This window comes from Amycolatopsis bullii, from assembly GCF_014654205.1.
Taxonomy (GTDB): Bacteria; Actinomycetota; Actinomycetes; order Mycobacteriales; family Pseudonocardiaceae; genus Amycolatopsis; species Amycolatopsis plumensis.
In genome coordinates this window covers 107,669-126,298 of the sequence record NZ_BNAW01000018.1, presented here as the reverse complement: position 1 = coordinate 126,298, position 18,630 = coordinate 107,669, and the positions used below count along the sequence as shown (strand labels likewise).

Annotated in this window: 19 protein-coding genes and 1 pseudogene; 11 read left to right on the top strand and 9 right to left on the bottom strand. The window is 71.3% G+C overall.

The window, feature by feature from the left end:
- Nucleotides 1-340 precede the first annotated feature (340 nt).
- Nucleotides 341-988, top strand: coding sequence for a DedA family protein (locus tag IE317_RS21540; protein ID WP_191312764.1), 648 nt, complete (start codon nt 341-343; stop codon nt 986-988).
- Here IE317_RS21540 and IE317_RS21535 read toward each other — a convergent pair.
- Nucleotides 985-1,875 carry an EamA family transporter gene (locus IE317_RS21535; protein ID WP_191312762.1) on the bottom strand — a complete coding sequence of 297 codons (891 nt, stop codon included), beginning with the start codon at nt 1,873-1,875 and terminating at the stop codon, nt 985-987. The genes IE317_RS21540 and IE317_RS21535 overlap by 4 nt on opposite strands.
- Nucleotides 1,876-1,961: 86 nt before the next feature.
- Here IE317_RS21535 and IE317_RS21530 point away from each other — a divergent pair, with 86 nt between their 5' ends.
- Nucleotides 1,962-2,870 (top strand): LysR family transcriptional regulator, encoded by a 909-nt coding sequence (locus IE317_RS21530; RefSeq protein WP_191312760.1) that lies wholly within the window; start codon nt 1,962-1,964, stop codon nt 2,868-2,870.
- A gap of 28 nt (nt 2,871-2,898) precedes the next feature.
- On the opposite strand, the gene IE317_RS21525 is transcribed toward IE317_RS21530, so the two are convergent.
- The gene (locus IE317_RS21525) at nt 2,899-3,510 is read right to left on the bottom strand and encodes a TetR/AcrR family transcriptional regulator (protein WP_191312758.1); all 612 of its coding nucleotides are present in this window, start codon (nt 3,508-3,510) and stop codon (nt 2,899-2,901) included.
- A gap of 59 nt (nt 3,511-3,569) precedes the next feature.
- Here IE317_RS21525 and IE317_RS21520 point away from each other — a divergent pair, with 59 nt between their 5' ends.
- Nucleotides 3,570-4,172, top strand: coding sequence for a peroxiredoxin-like family protein (locus IE317_RS21520; protein WP_191312756.1), 603 nt, complete (start codon nt 3,570-3,572; stop codon nt 4,170-4,172).
- Here the strand turns inward: IE317_RS21520 and IE317_RS21515 are convergent.
- A complete protein-coding gene (locus tag IE317_RS21515) occupies nt 4,159-4,710 on the bottom strand; it encodes a DedA family protein (RefSeq protein WP_191312754.1) in 552 nt (183 codons plus the stop codon). The two genes, IE317_RS21520 and IE317_RS21515, sit on opposite strands and share 14 nt — an antisense overlap.
- Before the next feature lie 131 nt (nt 4,711-4,841).
- Between IE317_RS21515 and IE317_RS21510 the strand changes: the two genes are divergently transcribed.
- Nucleotides 4,842-5,744: an SDR family oxidoreductase gene (locus tag IE317_RS21510; RefSeq protein WP_191312752.1), complete on the top strand. Its 903-nt coding sequence runs from the start codon at nt 4,842-4,844 to the stop codon at nt 5,742-5,744.
- Between the two features lie 59 nt (nt 5,745-5,803).
- On the opposite strand, the gene IE317_RS21505 is transcribed toward IE317_RS21510, so the two are convergent.
- Both IE317_RS21505 and leuA read right to left on the bottom strand, forming a co-directional pair.
- Complete coding sequence (locus IE317_RS21505) at nt 5,804-6,781, bottom strand: helix-turn-helix transcriptional regulator (protein WP_191312750.1); 978 nt, start codon at nt 6,779-6,781, stop codon at nt 5,804-5,806.
- Between the two features lie 3 nt (nt 6,782-6,784).
- The gene (gene leuA / locus IE317_RS21500) at nt 6,785-8,545 is read right to left on the bottom strand and encodes a 2-isopropylmalate synthase (RefSeq protein ID WP_191312749.1); all 1,761 of its coding nucleotides are present in this window, start codon (nt 8,543-8,545) and stop codon (nt 6,785-6,787) included.
- A 228-nt stretch (nt 8,546-8,773) separates the two neighbouring features.
- On the opposite strand from leuA, the gene IE317_RS21495 reads away from it, so the two are divergent.
- Nucleotides 8,774-9,142 carry a hypothetical protein gene (locus tag IE317_RS21495; RefSeq protein WP_191312747.1) on the top strand — a complete coding sequence of 123 codons (369 nt, stop codon included), beginning with the start codon at nt 8,774-8,776 and terminating at the stop codon, nt 9,140-9,142.
- Here the strand turns inward: IE317_RS21495 and IE317_RS21490 are convergent.
- On the bottom strand, nt 9,137-9,727 hold the full coding sequence (locus IE317_RS21490) for a nitroreductase family protein (protein ID WP_229902829.1): 591 nt from the start codon (nt 9,725-9,727) through the stop codon (nt 9,137-9,139). The two genes, IE317_RS21495 and IE317_RS21490, sit on opposite strands and share 6 nt — an antisense overlap.
- Before the next feature lie 228 nt (nt 9,728-9,955).
- Here IE317_RS21490 and IE317_RS21485 point away from each other — a divergent pair, with 228 nt between their 5' ends.
- Nucleotides 9,956-11,221, top strand: a complete 1,266-nt coding sequence (locus IE317_RS21485; protein ID WP_191312745.1) for an aspartate kinase — start codon at nt 9,956-9,958, stop codon at nt 11,219-11,221.
- The gene (locus IE317_RS21480) at nt 11,221-12,261 is read left to right on the top strand and encodes an aspartate-semialdehyde dehydrogenase (RefSeq protein WP_191312743.1); all 1,041 of its coding nucleotides are present in this window, start codon (nt 11,221-11,223) and stop codon (nt 12,259-12,261) included. Before IE317_RS21485 ends, IE317_RS21480 begins: the two co-directional genes overlap by 1 nt.
- 42 nt (nt 12,262-12,303) lie before the next feature.
- On the opposite strand, the gene IE317_RS21475 is transcribed toward IE317_RS21480, so the two are convergent.
- Complete coding sequence (locus IE317_RS21475) at nt 12,304-13,287, bottom strand: DUF4034 domain-containing protein (RefSeq protein WP_191312742.1); 984 nt, start codon at nt 13,285-13,287, stop codon at nt 12,304-12,306.
- A 100-nt stretch (nt 13,288-13,387) separates the two neighbouring features.
- Between IE317_RS21475 and IE317_RS21470 the strand changes: the two genes are divergently transcribed.
- Complete coding sequence (locus tag IE317_RS21470) at nt 13,388-14,578, top strand: RtcB family protein (RefSeq protein ID WP_191312740.1); 1,191 nt, start codon at nt 13,388-13,390, stop codon at nt 14,576-14,578.
- Nucleotides 14,579-14,593: 15 nt separating this feature from the next.
- Nucleotides 14,594-14,974: a hypothetical protein gene (locus tag IE317_RS21465; protein WP_191312738.1), complete on the top strand. Its 381-nt coding sequence runs from the start codon at nt 14,594-14,596 to the stop codon at nt 14,972-14,974.
- A 12-nt stretch (nt 14,975-14,986) separates the two neighbouring features.
- On the opposite strand, the pseudogene IE317_RS21460 reads toward IE317_RS21465, so the two are convergent.
- Nucleotides 14,987-15,487, bottom strand: a pseudogene (locus tag IE317_RS21460) (MFS transporter); the annotation flags it as partial.
- Here IE317_RS21460 and IE317_RS21455 point away from each other — a divergent pair.
- Together IE317_RS21455 and IE317_RS21450 are read left to right on the top strand one after the other, a co-directional pair.
- Nucleotides 15,487-16,755: an MFS transporter gene (locus tag IE317_RS21455; RefSeq protein WP_308443404.1), complete on the top strand. Its 1,269-nt coding sequence runs from the start codon at nt 15,487-15,489 to the stop codon at nt 16,753-16,755. The pseudogene IE317_RS21460 and the gene IE317_RS21455 sit on opposite strands and share 1 nt — an antisense overlap.
- Nucleotides 16,736-17,344 (top strand): acyl-CoA-like ligand-binding transcription factor, encoded by a 609-nt coding sequence (locus IE317_RS21450; RefSeq protein WP_191312736.1) that lies wholly within the window; start codon nt 16,736-16,738, stop codon nt 17,342-17,344. Before IE317_RS21455 ends, IE317_RS21450 begins: the two co-directional genes overlap by 20 nt.
- Nucleotides 17,345-17,540: 196 nt before the next feature.
- Here the strand turns inward: IE317_RS21450 and IE317_RS21445 are convergent, their stop codons facing one another.
- Entirely contained in the window at nt 17,541-18,593 is a 1,053-nt protein-coding gene (locus IE317_RS21445) for an alpha/beta hydrolase (protein WP_191312734.1), read from the bottom strand.
- Nucleotides 18,594-18,630: the final 37 nt, after the last annotated feature.

Genomic DNA, 18,630 nt, shown 5'->3' with positions numbered 1-18,630 from the left:
AGCGTGCCTTGACCCGGCGTGACGGCCGCTGAGGCGGCTGCGTATCGGGTCGGCGGGACGGTGTGGGCGCTGGCGGTGGCGTGCGCGGCGAGCGGGAGGGAGTGCGGGCGTCGAGCGAGAGGGAGGTGCACTCGTTGGGGTGGAGGCCGTGCCGCGTGGGCGGTGCCCCGGCCTGCCCCGGAAGCGTCATTTCCGGGGGCATTCCCGGGTGGCGCACCAGGGTGAACCCCGACCTAAGTCGTACCCCGGTCAATACCTGAGGATGCCGACCGGTGCCGGTCACCCCGGTACCCTTCGGAAAGCGAACACGATCCGACGTAGGTACCAGGGGGTACGGGCTGTGCACATCGACCAATGGCTGGAGGCGATCCCGCCGCTCTCGGTGTACCTGATCGTCGGTGCGGTGATCATGATCGAGAGCCTCGGCATTCCGCTGCCCGGCGAAGTCGTGCTGGTCAGCGCCGCCCTGCTCACGCTGAGCCACCCCGATCTCAGCCCGTTGTGGGTCGGCGTCGTGGCGAGTGCCGGGGCCATCATCGGCGACAGCATCGGCTACCTGATCGGGAAAACCGGGGGGCAACGGCTGTTCGCCTGGGCCGGCCGGAAATTCCCGAAGCACTTCGGGCCGACGCACATCGCCAACGCCGAACGGATCTTCAACAAACGCGGCATGTGGGCCGTGTTCTTCGGCCGGTTCATCGCGTTCCTGCGGATCCTCGCCGGGCCGCTCGCCGGGTCGCTGCGCATGCACTACCCGAAGTTCCTGATCGCCAACGCGCTCGGCGGCATCGCCTGGGCCGGCGGCACCACCGCCCTCATCTACTACGTCGGCGAGGCCGCCGAGAAGTGGCTGGGCGGCTTCTCCAAGTACGGCCTGGTGGCCGCCGTCATCATCGGCGCCGTGGTCTTCGTCGTCATGAAGAAGCGCCTCGGCCGCGAGCACAAGGCCGACGCGGAAACCCCGAAGCAGGAAGAGACCGCCGCCTAAACCGTGACGAGCTCCCGCTTCGGCGCGAACCGGAGCGAGCCGAGCAGCACCCCGGCGATCACGACGACGGCGGCGCCGACCTCCAGCCAGGTCGGCCGCTCGCCCAGGAACAGGAACGACGCCGTCAGCCCGACCACCGGCACCAGCAGCGAGAACGGCGACACGACGCCGGCCGGGTTGCGGCGCATCAGGGTCGTCCACAGGCCCGATCCGACGACCGTGCCGATCAGCACCACGTAGGTCAGCCCGCCGAGTGCGGTCAGCCCGGTCGGCGTGCCGAGCGTCGTCAGCGAGCGCCACTGCGCGGCCGGGCCCTCCATGACCAGCGAAAGCGCGAACATCGGCAGCGGCGGCACCACCGACATCCACAGCGTGAAGTGCAGCGGGTTGTCCGGCTCGGCCTTGCGCGTGCTCAGGTTGCCGAACGCCCAGCTCAGCGCGGCCAGCAGGGTCAGGACCATCGGCAGCAGCGCGGCGTGCCCGGACTGCTGCCACGCGATCGCGACCATGCCGGCCACGGCCAGCGCGATGCCGCCCAGTTGGTGCGGCGTGACGCGTTCGCGCAGGAAGACCGCGCCGAGCAGCACCGTGAACGGCGCCGACGCCTGCAGCACCAGCGACGCGAGCCCGGTCGGCATCCCGGTGTCCATCGCGATGAACAGGAACGCGAACTGCCCGGTGCCGAAGCCCAGGCCGTAGCCGAGCAGGTGCCGCACCTTCACCTTCGGCCACGGGACGAACAGGATCGTCGGGACGGCGATCACGGCGAACCGCAGCGCGCCCGCGAACACCGGCGGGAACTGGCCGAGCGTGGCGTGGATGGCCAGGAAGTTGAGGCCCCAGAGGACGGCGACGAGCACGGCGAGCAAACGGTCACGAGCGGGCATGCCTCCACTGTGTCAACGGCGACCGTGAAGAACCAGCGAGAATATCTGCAGGAACCTTGTAGCAGCGCTTCAAGTACAGTGGCGGCGTGGATCTGGGCCGGCTGCGCACGCTGCGGGAGTTCGCCGACCGCGGGAGCGTGACGGCGGCCGCGCGGGCGCTGCACTGCACGCCGTCCGCGGTCTCGCAGCAGCTGCGCGCGTTGCAGGGCGAGGTCGGCCTGCCGCTCACCGAGCCGGCCGGCCGCGGCCTGCGGCTGACCGACGCGGGCCGCGCGCTGGTCGCCCGCGCCGACGAGGTGCTCGCCGCGCTCGAACGGGCCGAGTCCGAATTGGACACCTACCGCAGCGCGCCGCGCGGGCGGGTGCGGATCGCGATCTTCCAGTCGGCCGGCCTGATGCTGCTGCCGGGGCTGCTGTCCCGCGTCGCCGGGTACGACGGCCTGGAGGTCGACGTCCGGGACGTCGACATGACGCCGCCGGAGGTGCCCGGCCTGGTCGCGGACTACGACATCGTCGTGGCGCACCGCGACGAGCACGCACCGGAGTTCGACTCCGGCCGCCTCGAGGTGGTGCCCCTGCTGCGCGAGCCGCTCGACGTCGCGCTCCCGGCCGGGCACCGGCTGGCGAACCAGCGCCGCGTCGAGCTGGCCGAGCTGGCGGACGAACGCTGGATCAGCGTCGACTTCGGCTTCCCGGTGGACGACGTGCTGCGCTCGCTGACCATCCGCACCGGCGTGCGGCCGGTCGTGGTGCAGCGGATCAACGACTTCCGGATCACCGAGCGGCTGGTCGCCGCGGGCCACGGCATCGCGCTGCTGCCGCGGTACACGATGAACACCGGCCGCGACAGCGGCCTGGTCGGGCGGCCGCTCGCCGGAATCCGCGCGGCCCGCCTGGTCGAGGCGGTGTGCCGCACCGGCGCGCTGCAGCGGCCGGCGGTGGCCAAGGTGATCGAGGAACTGCGCGCGGAGGTCGCCCAGCTCACCGCCTCGTGAGTGAGAAACAGTGTGCTAACCCTGTTTCTCACTCACGACGTGTGGCGTGGGTGCGGAGGTAGGCCAGCGCGATGCCCAGCGCGTCCTCCAGGGCCGTGAGGTCGTGCCGGATGTGGGCCAGCAGCAGTCCCCCTTGGACGGACGTCATCGCCGCCTGCGCGAGCCTCGCCGGATCGGCGTCCGGAGCGAGCTCGCCGTTGTCCTGCAACGCTTTCAGTCCGCGTTCCAGGTGGGACTCCCACGTCCGGTAGGCCTGGTCGACCAGCGGGGCGAGCTTCGGGTTGTCGCCGACCTCGCCGGCGAGGTTGCCCAGCGGGCACGCGATCGGCCCTCCCGCACGGCGGTGGACGTCGAGCAGCTGCTCGGTCCACGTCTCGAGATCGGCCCAGGAAGACAGCGTGAAGATCGCGGGCTGATTGCCGAGGATCTGCTCGAGATACCGGTCGATCACGGCCTCGACCAGCTGTTCCTTGTTCTTGAAGTAGTGGTACATCTGCGATTTCCCGGCCCCGCTCGCGGCGAGCACCTTGTCGACGCTGGTGCCCGCGACGCCGTCGACGTACATCAGTCCCGCCGCCGCGTCGACGATCGCGTCGCGGGTCCGCTTGCCGCGCGGGGTCGAAGCCGCTTGCGTCTCCATGTACTGAATAGTACAGTTCGCCTCACTGTACCGATCAGTACAAACAGCTTGGGGGATCCATGACGCTCGAAACCGCCCTGACCGGGCTGAACACCCAGCTCCGCGGCGCCCTGCCGCCGGAGCTCGCCGAAATCCTCGACGCGGACCGGCGCCGTGCCGCGACGGACTTCGCCGAGGTGGGCGACAAGATCGAGGACTTCACGCTGCCGGGAGCCGACGGTGCGGCGACCAGCTTGGCCGAGCTCGTGGCCGACGGGCCGGCGGTGCTCGTGTTCTACCGCGGCCAGTGGTGCCCGTACTGCAACCTGACGCTGCGCACCTACCAGCAGGAACTGCTGCCCGAGCTGGAGAAGCGCGGCGCGACCCTGGCGGCGATCAGCCCGCAGAAGCCGGACGGGCCGGCGCCGGACCTGGCGTTCCCCGTGCTTTCGGACGTCGGCAGCACCGTGGGGCGGAGCCTCGGGTTGAGCTACCCGGTTTCCGATGTCGTGCGCGAGGCGATGAAGACGCTGGGCACCGACCTCGAGAAGGTCAACGGCAGCTGGGACCTGGTTCACCCGGCGGTCGTCGTGGCCGGCCAGGACCGGGTGATCCGCTTCATCGACGTCCACCCGGACTTCGTCACGCGGACCGAACCGGCGGACATCCTCAAGGCGCTGTAGCGGACCGTTTCACGCCGTAGGTGATCACCGAACCCAGGATCAGGGCCACAGCCAGGGAGAGCAGCAGGCTGATCCCGGGTTCGGTGACGATCCGGCCGCCGGCGTAGCCGAGGAAGGCCACGTACGACGTCCAGAGTGTGACGCCGACGGCCGAGGCGGTGAAGAACTCCGTCATCGGCCACCGGAGCGATCCGGCGAAGAGGGCGCCCAGCGTCCCGCCCGACGGCAGCCAGCGGGCGACCACCAGCACCGGCCGGGGATGGCGCTGCAGCCGCCCGTCGAGCCAGCCGAGGCCGGCGGCGATCTTCCGCCGCCGGCTCAGCCGGTCCAGCGCCGCCCGGCCACCGAACCGGCCGAGGGCGTAGAGCGCTTGGTCGGACGCCAGGCACCCGGCACTCGCCACGGCGATCACCAGCGCCAGCGACGTCCCGCCCTGTGCCGCCGAGATACCCATGCCGAGGAGGGTCACCTCGGTCGGCAGCAGCGGCACGAGCGAGACGACGAACAGCACCAGCAGTCCCGCCGTCGATCCGTCCACACCTCCATTAACCGCTTGCTCCTGACGAAGCACTCCCGATCGGCGGGGACTCACAGCAACCCGACAGCTCGTCCACAGACTCGCCGAAACCATGCCAGGAGTTGTCATGGTTAGCCGTGAGGCTGGGGTGCATGAACGCACTTTCCGGAAAAGTCGCCCTGGTGGCGGGCGGCACGCGCGGCGCGAGCCGGGCGATCGCCGTGGAACTGGGCCGAGCGGGCGCCTTCGTGTACGTGACCGGCCGGACCAGCCGGGCGGGACGCTCCGAAGTGGACCGTCCCGAGACCATCGAAGAAACGGCCGAGCTGATCGAGAAGGCGGGCGGCGAGGCGGAGGCGATCCGCGTCGACCACCTGGTGCCTTCGGAGGTCTCGGCACTGGCCGAGCGAGTCGGCCCCCTGGACATCCTGATCGACGGCCTCTGGGGCGGCGACCAGCACCTGGGCTGGGGCAAGCCGGTGTGGGAGCACGACCTCGAGGCGGGCCTGCGCATGATCCGCCTCGGCATCGACGCGCACCTGATCACCAGTCACTTCCTGCTCCCGCGGCTGATCGCCCGCCCGGGCGGGCTGGTCGTCGAGCTGACCGACGGGACGGCCGAGTACAACGCGAAGTACCGCGAAGGCACTTCGCTGCCGTTTTACCTGGCGAAGGCGTCGGCGCACCTGCTGGCGATCGGCGAGGCGGCCGAGCTGGCTTCGTTCGGGGCGACCGCGGTCGCGTTCACCCCGGGGTACCTGCGGTCGGAGGCGATGCTGGAGCACTACGGGGTGACGGAGGAGAACTGGCGAGACGCGTGCGCGCGGGTGCCGCACTTCGCGATCTCGGAGACGCCGACGTTCTGCGGGCGCACGGTGGTGGCGCTGGCCGCGGACCCCTCGCGAGAGCGCTGGTCGGGCCAGACGGTGAGCAGCGGCCAGCTGGCGAGGGAGTACGGAGTGGACGACGTGGACGGCAGCCGCCCGGACGCGTGGCGGTACATGCGGGAGGTCGCGGACGCGGGGAAGCCGGCCGACACGACCGGTTACCGCTGACGGGCCGCTGGGCGGGGCTCGGCTTCGGGGTGGTGGGCCCCAAGCTGCCAGTCGACCGGTTACCGCTGAGCGTTGCGGGCGGCGAGCTCCGCGCCGATCCCGGCCAGCGCCGCCCGCAGCGAAGCCGGCTCCAGCACCTCCACCCCCGGGCTCAACGCGACCAGCTGGCCGAGGCCGATCTCGTCCCCTTCCAGGGCGAGCTCGGCCTCGGCCCAGCCGTCGTCGCCCGGCGGCCCCAGCGAAACCACCGTGTCCGCCAGGTGCTCCCCGCCGAACACCCGGCGCAGCTCCCGCACCGCCGTCCGGTCCAGCCGGGCCCGGACCCGCACCGGCCGCGCCACCTGCTCGAACTCCGCCGACGACGAGTGCCACCAGCTCGCCAGGTCGAAGTCCGGGGGCCGGTCGAAAGGCACGTCCGAAGAGGCCACCGAGAGGATTCGTGAGACCCGGTACGTCCGCAAAGCATCGTCCGTGACCACCCGCGCCACGAGGTACCAGATGCCCGCCTTCAGCACGAGCCCCAGCGGTTCCAGCTCGCGCGAGGCCACCTTGTCCCGGCGCCGGTAGGACACCGACACCCGCCGCTGGGCCCAGACCGCCTGCGCCACCGCCGCCAGCGCGGGCGGCTCGTCCGGCGAGCCGAACCAGCCCGGGGCGTCCAGGTGGAACCGTCCCGCCACCAAAGCCGCGTGTTCGCGCAGCTCGGCGGGCATGCCCGCGGCCACCTTCGCCCGCGCCGCGCTGCTCGCCGTGTCCAGGCCGAGTCCCGCGAGCGCGGACGGCACGCCCAGCGCGAACAGCGCGACGGCCTCGCGCGCCGTCAAGCCGTCGAGCCCGGAGCGCCAGCCGTCGACCAGGCGGAAGCCGCCGTGGCGCCCCGGCTCCGTCCACAGGGGAACGCCCGCGTCGCGCAGGGCCGCCAGGTCGCGGTGCATCGTCCGTTCGGAAACGCCGAGCTCGGCGGCGAGCTCGGCGGCGGTCGCGCTGCGCCGCCGTTGCAGCGTGAACAACAGCGCGACCAGCCGCTCGGCCTTCACCGGCTACCGGTTGGCGCGGTTCACCGCCGAGACGACCGCGCGCAGCGACGCGGTGACGATCGACGGGTCGATGCCGATGCCCCAGAACACGCGGTCGGAGATCGCGCACTCGATGTACGACGCCGCTCGCGCGTCGTCGCCCGGCGAGAGCGTGTGCTCGCTGTAGTCCAGCAGGCGCAGGTCGTACCCGACCGTCGACAGCGCGTCGAAGAACGCCGCGATCGGGCCGTTGCCGCGGCCGGTGACCTCGTGCTCGTCACCCTCCACGCGCACGGTCGCGGTGATGTCGTACTCGCCGTCGCCGTTGTCGCGGACGTGCTGGCGGACCAGCTCCAGCGGCGTCTTCAGCTCCAGGTACTCGGCCGAGAAGGCGTTGTACATCGTCGTCGGGTCGACCTCGCCGCCCTCGGTGTCGGTGTAGCGCTGGATGACCTTCGAGAACTCGATCTGCAGCCGCCGCGGGAGGTCGAGCTGGTGCTCGGCCTTCATGATGTAGGCGACGCCGCCCTTGCCGGACTGCGAGTTCACCCGGATCACGGCCTCGTACGTGCGGCCGACGTCCTTCGGGTCGATCGGCAGGTACGGGACCTCCCACGGGTGCTCGTCGACCGGTACGCCCGCCTTGTCCGCGGCGTCCTTCATCGCGTCGAGACCCTTGTTGATCGCGTCCTGGTGGCTGCCGGAGAACGCGGTGAAGACCAGGTCGCCGCCCCACGGCGAGCGCTCGCCCACCGGCAGCTGGTTGCAGTACTCGACCGTCCGCTTGATCTCGTCCATGTCGGAGAAGTCGATCTGCGGGTCGATGCCCTGGCTGTAGAGGTTCATGCCCAGCGCGACCAGGTCGACGTTGCCGGTGCGCTCGCCGTTGCCGAACAGGCAGCCTTCGATCCGGTCCGCGCCGGCCTGGTAGCCCAGCTCGGCGGCGGCGATGCCGGTGCCGCGGTCGTTGTGCGGGTGCAGCGACAGGATCACCGAGTCGCGGCGGGCCAGGTTCCGGCTCATCCACTCGATCGAGTCGGCGTAGACGTTCGGGGTGGCCATCTCGACGGTCGCGGGCAGGTTCAGGATCACCGGCTTCTCCGGCGTCGGCTGCCAGATCTCGGTGACGGCGTTGCAGACCTCGAGCGCGTAGGACAGCTCGGTGCCGGTGTAGGACTCCGGCGAGTACTGGAACCGGAAGTCGGTGTCCGGCTGCTTCGCGGCCAGCTCGACGACCATCTCCGCGGCCTGCGTCGCGATCTTCTTGATGCCCTCGCGCTCCTCGCGGAAGACCACGCGACGCTGCAGGATCGAGGTCGAGTTGTAGATGTGGACGATCGCCCGCGGGGCGCCTTCCAAGGACTGGAACGTCCGCTCGATCAGCTCGGGACGGCACTGGGTCAGCACCTGGATGCTGACGTCGTCCGGGATGGCGTGCTCTTCGATGATTTCGCGGACGAAGTCGAAGTCCGTCTGCGACGCGGCCGGGAAGCCGACCTCGATCTCCTTGTAGCCCATGCGGACCAGCAGGTCGAAGAACTTCCGCTTGCGCGCGGGCGACATCGGATCGATCAGGGCCTGGTTGCCGTCACGCAGGTCGACGGCGCACCACAGCGGCGCGCGTTCGATGCGCTTTTCGGGCCAGGTGCGGTCGGGCAGGTCGATGTTCTCGACCAGCTCGTACCAGGGGCGGTAGCGGTGGACCGGCATGGACGTGCCGCGCTGGGTGTTCCAGGCGGGCTGGTCGGCGGGCGCCGGGCGAGAAGGCTTGCGGATCTTGCTCATGGGATTTGGGGTGTCTCCAGATCGACGGGTGCGACCGGCACCACGAAGCCCCGCGACGGGGAGCCGGTCCGGTCAGGCCCCGTCGCGGCAGCGAAGCAGGAGAGCACGCGCCACGGCCCCACCATAACCAGCGAACGGGCGCGGAGGGAAGCCGGGCCGTGGTGGAACTGTTACCCGGTCAGTTACTTGTGGGTAGCAATCGGCGGGACACCGTGCGAAACTGCGGGCATGGGTGAGCACGCAGAGTCGTCGTCGGAGGAAACGCGCGTTTCGCGGCGCGCCGCCGTCGACTGGCGCCAGACCGGGGGCAAGGTGGCCTCGCTGGTGGCGTCGATCGTCCGCTGGGTGGGCTTGATCTTCGCCGCGTTCCTGGTGATCCACGTGATCTTCACGGTCGGCTCGGCGAACCCGGCGAACGGCATCGTCTCGTTCGTGAAGTCCTGGGCGGACAGCCTCGCCCTCGGCTTCGGTGACCTGTTCACGCCGAGTGACGAGAAGCTGCGCGTGCTGGTGAACTACGGGATCGCGGCCATCTTCTGGATGGTCGTGTCGGGGATCCTGGCCAAGGTCATCCGCCGCGTGGGCGGGGCGTCATAGCGCCGGCTCGCCCCACTTGCCGGTGAAGGCGAACTCCTCCAGCGGCAGCCGCACGCGGTCCGCCTTCTCGCGCTCGATCCGCCAGTCCTCCTCGAGGACGTCCGGCGACGCCGCCGACCCCACCGCGATCGCCACCTTCGGGACCGCGTCCTCCGGCAGCGAGAAGGCCGCGCGCACCGCGTCCGGGGAGAAGCCCGCCATCTGGTGCGCGATCAAGCCCAGCTCGACCGCCTGCAGCACGAGGTTCTCCGACGCCAGCCCGAGCCCGTACTCCGCGTACGGCACCGAGCCCTTCTCGTTCGTCGTCACCATCACGCCGATCAGCAGCAGGCTCGCCCGGTGCGCCCAGGCCTGGTTGCCCGAATTCAAGGTGCTCAAGATCGCGTCGAACGACGGCGTGCCGCGGACGCCCACCAGGTAGCGGGCCGGCTGGGTGTTGCCGAACGACGGCGCCCAGCGGGCCGCCTCCAGCAGCGCCCGCACCTGGTCCGGGGTCACCACGGCGGACGAGTCGTAGGCCCGCGGGCTCCACCGTTCCGCCATCAGGGTTGCGATCGGGACGCTCGTCACAGCTGGTTTCCGCACGACCCCGACCCTACCCAGGCGTGCGCTGCATCACTCGGACGGAAGGGCTCCGCGCATTCCGTTGGCATCGCGGAAGATTTACTTCCGAGACCGCCGCCGGACGGGTGCGCCCCACGTCAAGAGGGTGGCAGCCCGCCGCGGCCCCGGTAGGCTCCAGTTCAAATCATGGGACGCGGGGGCTCTCCGGTGCCCACCAGGGAGCCGCCCGGCCCGCGAGGAGGTTCGGGCGTGGCCCTCGTGGTCCAGAAGTACGGCGGATCGTCGCTGGAAAGTGCCGACCGGATCAAGCGCGTGGCGGAGCGGATCGTCGCGACGAAGAAGGCGGGCAACGACGTCGTCGTCGTCTGCTCGGCGATGGGTGACACCACCGACGAGCTGCTCGACCTGGCGCAGCAGGTCAACCCGGCGCCGCCGGAGCGGGAGATGGACATGCTGCTCACCGCCGGTGAGCGCATCTCGAACTCGCTGGTCGCGATGGCGATCGCGGCCCAGGGCGCCGAGGCCTGGTCGTTCACCGGTTCGCAGGCCGGCGTCGTCACGACGTCGGTGCACGGCAACGCGCGCATCATCGACGTCACCCCGAGCCGGGTCACCGAGGCGCTCGAGCAGGGCTACGTCGCGCTGGTCGCCGGCTTCCAGGGCGTCGCGCAGGACACCAAGGACATCACCACGCTGGGCCGCGGCGGCTCGGACACCACCGCCGTCGCGCTGGCCGCCGCGCTGAACGCCGACGTCTGCGAGATCTACTCCGATGTGGACGGTGTGTACACGGCCGACCCGCGGGTGGTGCCGGACGCGCGCAAGCTCGACACCGTCACCTACGAAGAGATGCTCGAGCTCGCCGCGAGCGGGTCGAAGATCCTGCACCTGCGCTCGGTCGAGTACGCGCGCCGCTACGGCGTCCCGATCCGAGTCCGTTCTTCCTACAGCGACAAGCCGGGCACGACGGTGACCGGTTCTATCGAGGAGATCCCCGTGGAACAAGCCCTGATCACCGGTGTGGCGCACGACCGCTCCGAAGCCAAGATCACGGTGACCGGGGTGCCGGACCACACCGGTGCCGCGGCCCGGATCTTCCGCGTGATCGCCGACGCCGAGATCGACATCGACATGGTGCTGCAGAACGTGTCCAGCACCGTCTCCGGCCGCACGGACATCACGTTCACGCTGTCGAAGGCCAACGGCGCCAAGGCCGTCAAGGAACTGGAGAAGGTCAAGGCGGAGATCGGCTTCGAGTCGGTCCTCTACGACGACCACGTCGGCAAGGTGTCGCTGGTCGGCGCCGGGATGCGCTCGCACCCGGGTGTCACGGCGACGTTCTGCGAAGCGCTGGCCGAGGCCGGCGTCAACATCGAAATCATCAACACCTCGGAGATCCGCATCTCGGTGCTGATCCGGGACGCGCAGCTCGACGACGCCGTGCGCGCGATCCACGAGGCGTTCGAACTCGGCGGCGACGAAGAAGCCGTCGTCTACGCGGGGAGTGGTCGCTGATGGCGGACGGGCTGCGGGTCGGGGTGGTCGGCGCGACCGGCCAGGTCGGTGCGGTGATGCGCAAGCTGCTGGCGGAGCGGGAGTTCCCGGTCGCCGAGCTGCGCTACTTCGCTTCGGCGCGCTCGGCGGGATCGAAGCTTCCCTGGCGTGACACGGAAATCACGGTCGAGGACGCCTCGACGGCGGACGTGTCCGGTTTGGACATCGCGCTGTTCTCCGCGGGCGGGTCGACGTCGAAGGCGCAGGCCCCGCGGTTCGCGGCGGCCGGGGTCACGGTGATCGACAACTCTTCGGCGTTCCGGATGGACCCGGACGTGCCGCTGGTCGTCAGCGAGGTGAACCCGGAGGCCGTCAAGGAGGCGCGGAAGGGGATCATCGCGAACCCCAACTGCACGACGATGGCCGCGATGCCGGTGCTGAAGCCGCTGCACGACGAGGCCGGCCTGGTCCGGCTGGTGGCGTCGACGTACCAGGCGGTGTCCGGCAGTGGCCTGGCCGGCGTCGACGAGCTGGCGGGCCAGGTGCGCGCCGCCGCGGAGCACGCGGCCCTGCTGACCCACGACGGCGCGGCGATCGAGTTCCCGAAGCCGGAGAAGTACGTCCGCCCGATCGCGTTCAACGTCCTCCCGATGGCCGGGTCCATTGTGGACGACGGTGAGCTGGAGACGGACGAGGAGAAGAAGTTCCGCAACGAGAGCCGCAAGATCCTGAGCATCCCGGGGCTCGGCGTGTCGTGCACCTGCGTGCGCGTGCCGGTGTTCTCGGGGCATTCGATCTCGGTGAACGCGGAGTTCGAGCGGCCGCTGTCGGTGGAGCGGGCGACGGAGCTGCTGACGCACGCGGCGGGTGTCGAGCTGTCGGAGATCCCGACCCCCCTGCAGGCGGCGGGCAACGACCCGAGCTACGTCGGCCGGATCCGCGTGGACCAGGGTGTCGAGGGTGGCCGCGGACTGGCGCTGTTCATCTCGAACGACAACCTGCGCAAGGGTGCGGCCCTCAACGCCGTGCAGATCGCGGAGCTGGTGGCCCAGCAGCTCTGACGACGTTCTGAAGGCCCCTCACCGAGCCTCGGTGAGGGGCCTTCACGCGTCCCGGCCCGCTTTCCGGCAGGTCTGGGACCGCAGGGCGGCGAACTGCTTGACGGGATCCGCGGACCGCGTGACGTCGGTCGTGAAGTTCCAGACGTAGCCGTCGGCGTGCCCGCCGAGCTTGCGGAACTGGGCAACGGCCTCGTCGTGGCGCCCGTTGTGGTGCAGTGCGTAGATCGCGTAGCCGCGGTCTTCCCGGGTGGCGGGGTGGTCGGCGCCTTCGCCGTCCAACCAGGGCAGGGCCGTGTCGAGGGCCTCCTGGACGTACCTGCTGCGCCAGATCGGGGTGCCCTCCATGGCCATTTCGAAGGCTGCCTGCAGGGGCAGGGGCGTCAGCGACGGCGCGATGGCCGCGGCGCCGGACGCGAAGTCGAGCAGGCGTTCTTCGGTGCCGTGCCACTTCGGGCACCAGTACTGCAGGGCGCGGTTGTGGCCGGGACGGTGCGCGGGCGCGCGGACGAGCAGACCCGACCAGATCCCGTCGAACGGCTGGTACCGGACTTCGAGCCCCTTGCAGACGGTGACGAGGGTCGCCCACGGCGTCGGATCGGCGCCGGCGAGTTCGGCCGCCTTCCAGGCGGTGTCCCGGGCGTATTCCAGCAGCTGGAGGTAGGGCCCGAACTGCTGGCGGCTGGTGTGCCGGGCGCGCGCGGCGCCCCGCCGCTGCCAGGCCAGGGCGACGAAGGTCTCCGCCTGCACAACGGTGGCGTCGGGATCGCCGTCCCGCTCGGCGAGCCAGTCACGCAGCCACTGGCGCTCGGTGGTGGCGGCGGTCGCCAGCGCGGCGACGGCGGCGGTGCGCCGGTCCCAGTCCCCGTGCCGGGCGGCGACGAGCTCGGCGGCGGGGTGCCAGTCCCCGGCCAGCGCGGCGGAGAGGGCGGCGGCCACCTCGGGATCGGCGTGGTGCGGATCGGCGGTCAGGTCGGCGTCCGGGACCAGCCCCCGGGCGGCGGGCCCGGGGCCGGGCAGCAGGCGCATGCGTGTTCCCCCTCCACAGTGGACGATCGGAAAATCGCCTTGTCCGATTCGCTCTCGAGAGGGATCCTAAGCCCCGTAAGCAGGTCAAGGGGAGGAAAACATGTACACCGCTGTCGAAGGCGCCCGCGTCCCGATCCGGATGTGGGCGGATCCCGCGTCGGTCGAAGAGCAGGCCATGCGGCAGCTGCAGAACGTCGCGAACCTGCCGTGGGTGCACGGTGTCGCCGTGATGCCCGACGTCCACTACGGCAAGGGCGCCACCGTCGGCAGCGTCATCGCCATGCGTGACGCCGTCTCGCCCGCCGCCGTCGGGGTCGACATCGGGTGCGGGATGAGCGCTGTCCGGACGTCGCTCACGGCGAAGGACCTGCCTGACGACCTCGGCAAGCTGCGCCGGCGCATCGAGAGCGCCGTGCCCGTCGGCTTCGGGCTGCACAAGACGCCCGTGAACCCGGCGAAGGTGCACGGCGTCGGCGGCTGGGACGCGTTCTGGAAGCAGTTCGGCCAGCTGCACAGCGGCGTCCAGGAGCTGCACGACCGGGCCGCGCGGCAGATCGGGAGCCTCGGCGGCGGGAACCACTTCATCGAGGTCTGCCTCGAGCAGGGCGGCGCCGATGAGGGCCGGGTCTGGCTGATGCTGCACTCGGGTTCGCGCAACATCGGCAAGGAGCTGGCCGAGCGGCACATGGCCGTCGCGCGCAAGCTGCCGCACAACGCCGACCTGCCCGATCCCGACCTCGCGGTGTTCGTCGCCGGCACGCCGGAGATGCAGGCCTACCGGCGTGACCTGTTCTGGGCGCAGGACTACGCGGCGCGCAACCGCGCCACCATGGTCGCGCTGGTGAAGCAGGCGGTGCGCGACGAGCTCCCGCAGGTCACCTTCGACGACGCGATCTCGTGCCACCACAACTACGTCGCCGAGGAGACCTACGACGGCGTCGAGCTGCTCGTCACCCGGAAGGGCGCGATCCGCGCCGGATCGGGTGACCTCGGGATCATCCCGGGCAGCATGGGGACCGGTTCGTACATCGTCCGCGGGCTGGGCAACGAATCATCGTTCCAGTCGGCTTCGCACGGCGCCGGGCGGCGGATGTCGCGCAACAAGGCGAAGAAGCTCTTCACCGCCGACGACCTGGCGGCGCAGACGGCCGGCGTCGAGTGCCGCAAGGACTCCGGCGTGGTCGACGAGATCCCGGCGGCGTACAAGGACATCGAAACGGTGATCCGCGCGCAGACGGACCTCGTCGAGGTGGTCGCGCACCTCAAGCAGGTGGTCTGCGTCAAGGGCTGACGGTACCTTGGCGCCATGACGAGGGGTGGGATCACGGCCGCGCTGCTGGCTTCGGCCGCACTGCTGCTGAGCGGGTGCAGCGAGGTCGGCAACGCGGTCGACCAGGGGGGCTGGACGGCGGACAAGGTCGCGGCGTGCACCGAGGCACTCGGGCTCGCCGACCTGAACCCGCTGGTCGATCCGGCCCGGCTCCAGGCGCGCGCCGAGGACAAGGAGCGACGGCTGCGCGAGCTCGCGGGGCACGTCCAGGACGAGGACGTAAAGAACGCGCTGCTCGGCATGGCCGACTCGTACGTCCAGGTACAGAAGGAACACATCGAGGACGCCGGCGTCGTGGCCCAGTGGGTGCAGCGCAACCTCACGAAGCTCGACGCGCTCCGCGCCGCCTGCGGTTAGCGAGGCCACCACTCACGAGGGCCGCGGCAGGGTTTCGGCCAGCTCCGGTTCCGGGGCGGGCGCCGGGGTCCGGCGGCGGAGCAGGCCGGCCGAGGCGATCACCAGGCCGCCGAGGCCGGCCGCCGCGAAACCCCACTCCGGGCTCGAGTGGTCGATCGCGAAGCCGACCACCGGGCCGCCCACGGCCAGGCCGAGCCGGGTGAACGAGTCCTGCAGGCCCATCGCCTCGCCGCGGACCTGCGCCGGAGCGAGCCTGCTGACCGTCTCGGTCGTGGCCGCCAGCGTCGGAGCGCACAGCAGGTTGGTCGGGATCAGCGCCAGCATCAGCAGCCACCACGGGTGGTCGGCCAGGCCGACCGGCACCACCAGCAGCGCGAGCAGCAGCATCAGCACGCCCTGCGGCAGCGTCCGCTTCGCCGCGCCGTGCAGGATGCCGCCGAGGATCGACGCCGCGCACATCACCGCGATGACCAGCCCGGTCACGCCGAGCTCGCCGTTCGCCCGCAGGGCCGCTGGCTTCGCTGTGGTGCGCCTACGCCGGTTCCCCGGGCGAGCTGATCGCCGCCCGCGCCGGGCTCGGCGTCGGCGCCGCGTTCCTCATCCCGCTCTCGCTCTCGCTGCTGAACATCCTGTTCCCGCCGGAGGAGCGGGCGAAGGCCCTGACGACCTGGGTGATGGCGATGTTCGCCGGCATCCCGCTCGGGCCGCTGCTCGGCGGCTGGCTGCTCGACCACTTCGCGTGGGGCTCGGTGTTCCTCATCAACGTCCCGCTGACGGCCGTCGGTGTCGTCGCGGTGCTGTTCCTCCTGCCGCTCACCCCCGGCTCCGGTCGCGGCCGGATCGACTTCACGGGAATCGCGCTCTCGGCCGCGGGGCTGGTCTCGCTCACCTACGGCTTCGTGCACGCCGGCGAGCACGGCTGGGCCGATCCGGTGACGTACGGGCTGATCGGGCTGGGCGCCGCGCTGGTCGCGGTGTTCTGCTGGGCGCAGACGCGGGTGGCCGCGCCCCTCACCGACCTCGCGCTGTTCCGCGAGCCGCGGTTCGTCTGGGGCGCGGTGCTGGCCACGGTCGCGTCCTTCGCGCTGATGGGCCTGCTGTTCGTGCTGCCGCAGCTGTTCCAGGCGGTGCAGGGGGCCGACGCGCTGCAGACCGGCGTCCGGCTGCTGCCGCTGATCGGCGGGATGCTGGTGTCGGCGAAGGTCGCCGAACGGCTGGTCGCCGCGGTCGGCGTGCGCGCGGTCGTCGCGGGCGGGTTCGGCCTGCTCGCGGCCGGGCTGGGGTGGGGTTCGACGACGTCGCCGTCGGGTGGCTACGGCGCCACCGTGGGCTGGGAGCTCGTGATCGGCTTGGCCACCGGGGCCACGCTGCCGCCGCTGATGACGATGGCGATGGGCGCGCTCACCGAAGGCCGTTCCGGCGCCGGTTCGGCGTTGATCCAGGTGCTGCGCCAGGTCGGCGGCACCATCGGGGTCGCCGTGCTGGGCACGGTGCTCAACAGCGGCTACCGCGACGGCGTCGACGTCGGTGGCCTGCCGGCGCCGGTCGCCGACGTGGTCCGCGGCAGCGCCTCCGGTGCGGTCGCCGTGGCCGGGCAGCTGCACCGGCCCGAGCTGGCCGCGTCCGCGCGGGCCGCGTTCACCGACGGCATGGCCGCGACGCTGTGGGTGTGCGCCGGTCTCGGCGTCGCCGGGGCGCTGCTCGCGCTGGTGTTCCTGCCCGGCCGGACGGCGGCTGACGTGCAGCCGCGAGAATCGGAGCATGACGTCGTCGCCGGCTGAGCCCACCGAGCCCGTAGGACTGCGCGAGCGCAAGAAGGCCAAGACGCGGGCCGCGATCCAGCGGCACGCGTTGCGGCTGTTCGACGAGCAGGGGTACAGCGCCACGACGGTCGACCAGATCGCGGCCGCGGCGGAGATCTCGCCCAGCACCTTCTTCCGGTACTTCCCGACGAAGGAGGCGACGGTGCTCTACGACCCGTTCGACCCGCTGCTCGTCGAGGCCGCGGTCGCGCAGCCGCCCGAGCTGAGCCCGATCGGCGCGCTGCGGGCGACGATGAACTTCATCCGCGAGCAGCTGCCCGCCGGGGAGTGGGAGCGGGAACGGCAGCGGCAGCGGCTCGTGTTCCGCGAGCCGGAGCTGCGCAGCGCGGTGATGGACAAGTTCGCCGAGGGCATCGACGTGCTGGCCGGCCTGGCCGCGCGGCGCACCGGCCGGCCCGTGGACGACTTCGAGGTCCGCAACTGGGCCGGCGCGGTGGTCGGCGTGGTGCTGGCCGCGTTCCTCGGCGCGGCGGCGGACCCGGAGGCCGACACGCTGGTGATCGTCGACCGCGCCGTCGCCCACCTGGAGGCGGGGATGCCGCTGTGAGCAGCGGCGGATTACGGAATTGATTTCGCATTTCCCCGGCCACCTCGCGGGAAACCGTGTGGGTGGCGGCGTGAGCGTGGGGGACGCCCCATCTGGAGCAGTGGAGTCACGCGCTCTAGAAAATCGACCCGCGGGTCGTGAGCGGTAAGGCGGGTTCCTAACCCGCCTTACCACTCACGAGGGCCGCGCGCGTGCTTCAGTTCACTTTGGACAGACCCTGCCGGAGGGCGCCCGCTGTCTCCGCCAGTGCTTCGCGGAAGCGGGTGCCGACGCCGGTGAAGTTGATGAACCCGTGGATCAGGTCCTCGTGCCGCCGCAACGCCACCGGGACCCCCGCCTCACGCAGTTTCTCCGCGTACGCCTCGCCTTCGTCGCGCAGCGGGTCGAACCCCGCCGTGACGACCAGCGCCGGCGGCAGCCCGCTCAGGTCCTCCGCGCGCAGCGGCGAGAGCCGCGGGTCGGTCAGGTCGGTGCCTTCGGGCACGTAGTGGCCTTCGAACCACTTCATGTGCACGTCGGTCAGGAACAGGTTCTCGGCGAACAGGTCCTGCGAGCGGTAGCGCCGCGCGAAGTCCGTCGCCGGGTAGATCAGCAGCTGGAACGCCGGCACCGGGCCGCCGCGGCGCACCGCCTGCTGGGCCGTCACCGCCGCGAGGTTGCCGCCCGCGCTGTCGCCGCCCACCGCGATGCGGTCCGGGTCGGCGCCGAGGTCGCCCGCCTTCGCCACCACGTACTCGAACGCCGCCAGCGCGTCTTCCGTCGCCGCCGGGAAGGGGAACTCCGGGGCCAGCCGGTACTCGATCGACAGCACCCGCACCCCGGCGTGCTTGGCCAGGAAGCGGGCGGCGTTGTCGTGGCTCGACCGGGTGCCGATCACCCAGCCGCCGCCGTGGAAGAACACCAGCAGCGGCGACTTCTCGGGCAGCCCGACCGGCGTGTAGAGCGTCGCCGGCAGGTCCCCGTCGGGCGTCGGGACGGCGATCTCCCGCACCGAGACCGGCTCGATCGGCTTGCCGCTGACCAGGTGCCTGCCGGTGTCGAGCAGGGCCCGCGACCGCTCGACCGAGCCCTGCACCAGCTCGGCCCGGGCGATCTTCTGGAGCCGGAGGAGGAGCTGGGCGTCGAGCGCGAGGTCCTGGCCGTCGATGCGGACGGTCGGGCCCGCGACCGCCCGTCGCATCGGCGTGGGCAGCCAGAACGCGAGCTGCGAAGCCGCGGCTTGGGCGCGGACCGGGAGCGGGATCGCCATGGTTCCTCCATCAGCGTCAGGGCTGCAGGGGAGGTTA

What these genes read in the sequence shown, in the direction of transcription:
- IE317_RS21465 (WP_191312738.1), top strand. Translation starts at nt 14,594, where the DNA reads ATGACGAGGGGTGGGATCACGGCCGCGCTGCTGGCTTCGGCCGCACTG.
- IE317_RS21445 (WP_191312734.1), bottom strand. Translation starts at nt 18,593, where the DNA reads ATGGCGATCCCGCTCCCGGTCCGCGCCCAAGCCGCGGCTTCGCAGCTC.
- IE317_RS21475 (WP_191312742.1), bottom strand. Translation starts at nt 13,287, where the DNA reads ATGCGCCTGCTGCCCGGCCCCGGGCCCGCCGCCCGGGGGCTGGTCCCG.
- IE317_RS21510 (WP_191312752.1), top strand. Translation starts at nt 4,842, where the DNA reads ATGAACGCACTTTCCGGAAAAGTCGCCCTGGTGGCGGGCGGCACGCGC.
- IE317_RS21470 (WP_191312740.1), top strand. Translation starts at nt 13,388, where the DNA reads ATGTACACCGCTGTCGAAGGCGCCCGCGTCCCGATCCGGATGTGGGCG.
- IE317_RS21520 (WP_191312756.1), top strand. Translation starts at nt 3,570, where the DNA reads ATGACGCTCGAAACCGCCCTGACCGGGCTGAACACCCAGCTCCGCGGC.
- IE317_RS21450 (WP_191312736.1), top strand. Translation starts at nt 16,736, where the DNA reads ATGACGTCGTCGCCGGCTGAGCCCACCGAGCCCGTAGGACTGCGCGAG.
- IE317_RS21480 (WP_191312743.1), top strand. Translation starts at nt 11,221, where the DNA reads ATGGCGGACGGGCTGCGGGTCGGGGTGGTCGGCGCGACCGGCCAGGTC.
- leuA (WP_191312749.1), bottom strand. Translation starts at nt 8,545, where the DNA reads ATGAGCAAGATCCGCAAGCCTTCTCGCCCGGCGCCCGCCGACCAGCCC.
- IE317_RS21535 (WP_191312762.1), bottom strand. Translation starts at nt 1,875, where the DNA reads ATGCCCGCTCGTGACCGTTTGCTCGCCGTGCTCGTCGCCGTCCTCTGG.
- IE317_RS21525 (WP_191312758.1), bottom strand. Translation starts at nt 3,510, where the DNA reads ATGGAGACGCAAGCGGCTTCGACCCCGCGCGGCAAGCGGACCCGCGAC.
- IE317_RS21495 (WP_191312747.1), top strand. Translation starts at nt 8,774, where the DNA reads ATGGGTGAGCACGCAGAGTCGTCGTCGGAGGAAACGCGCGTTTCGCGG.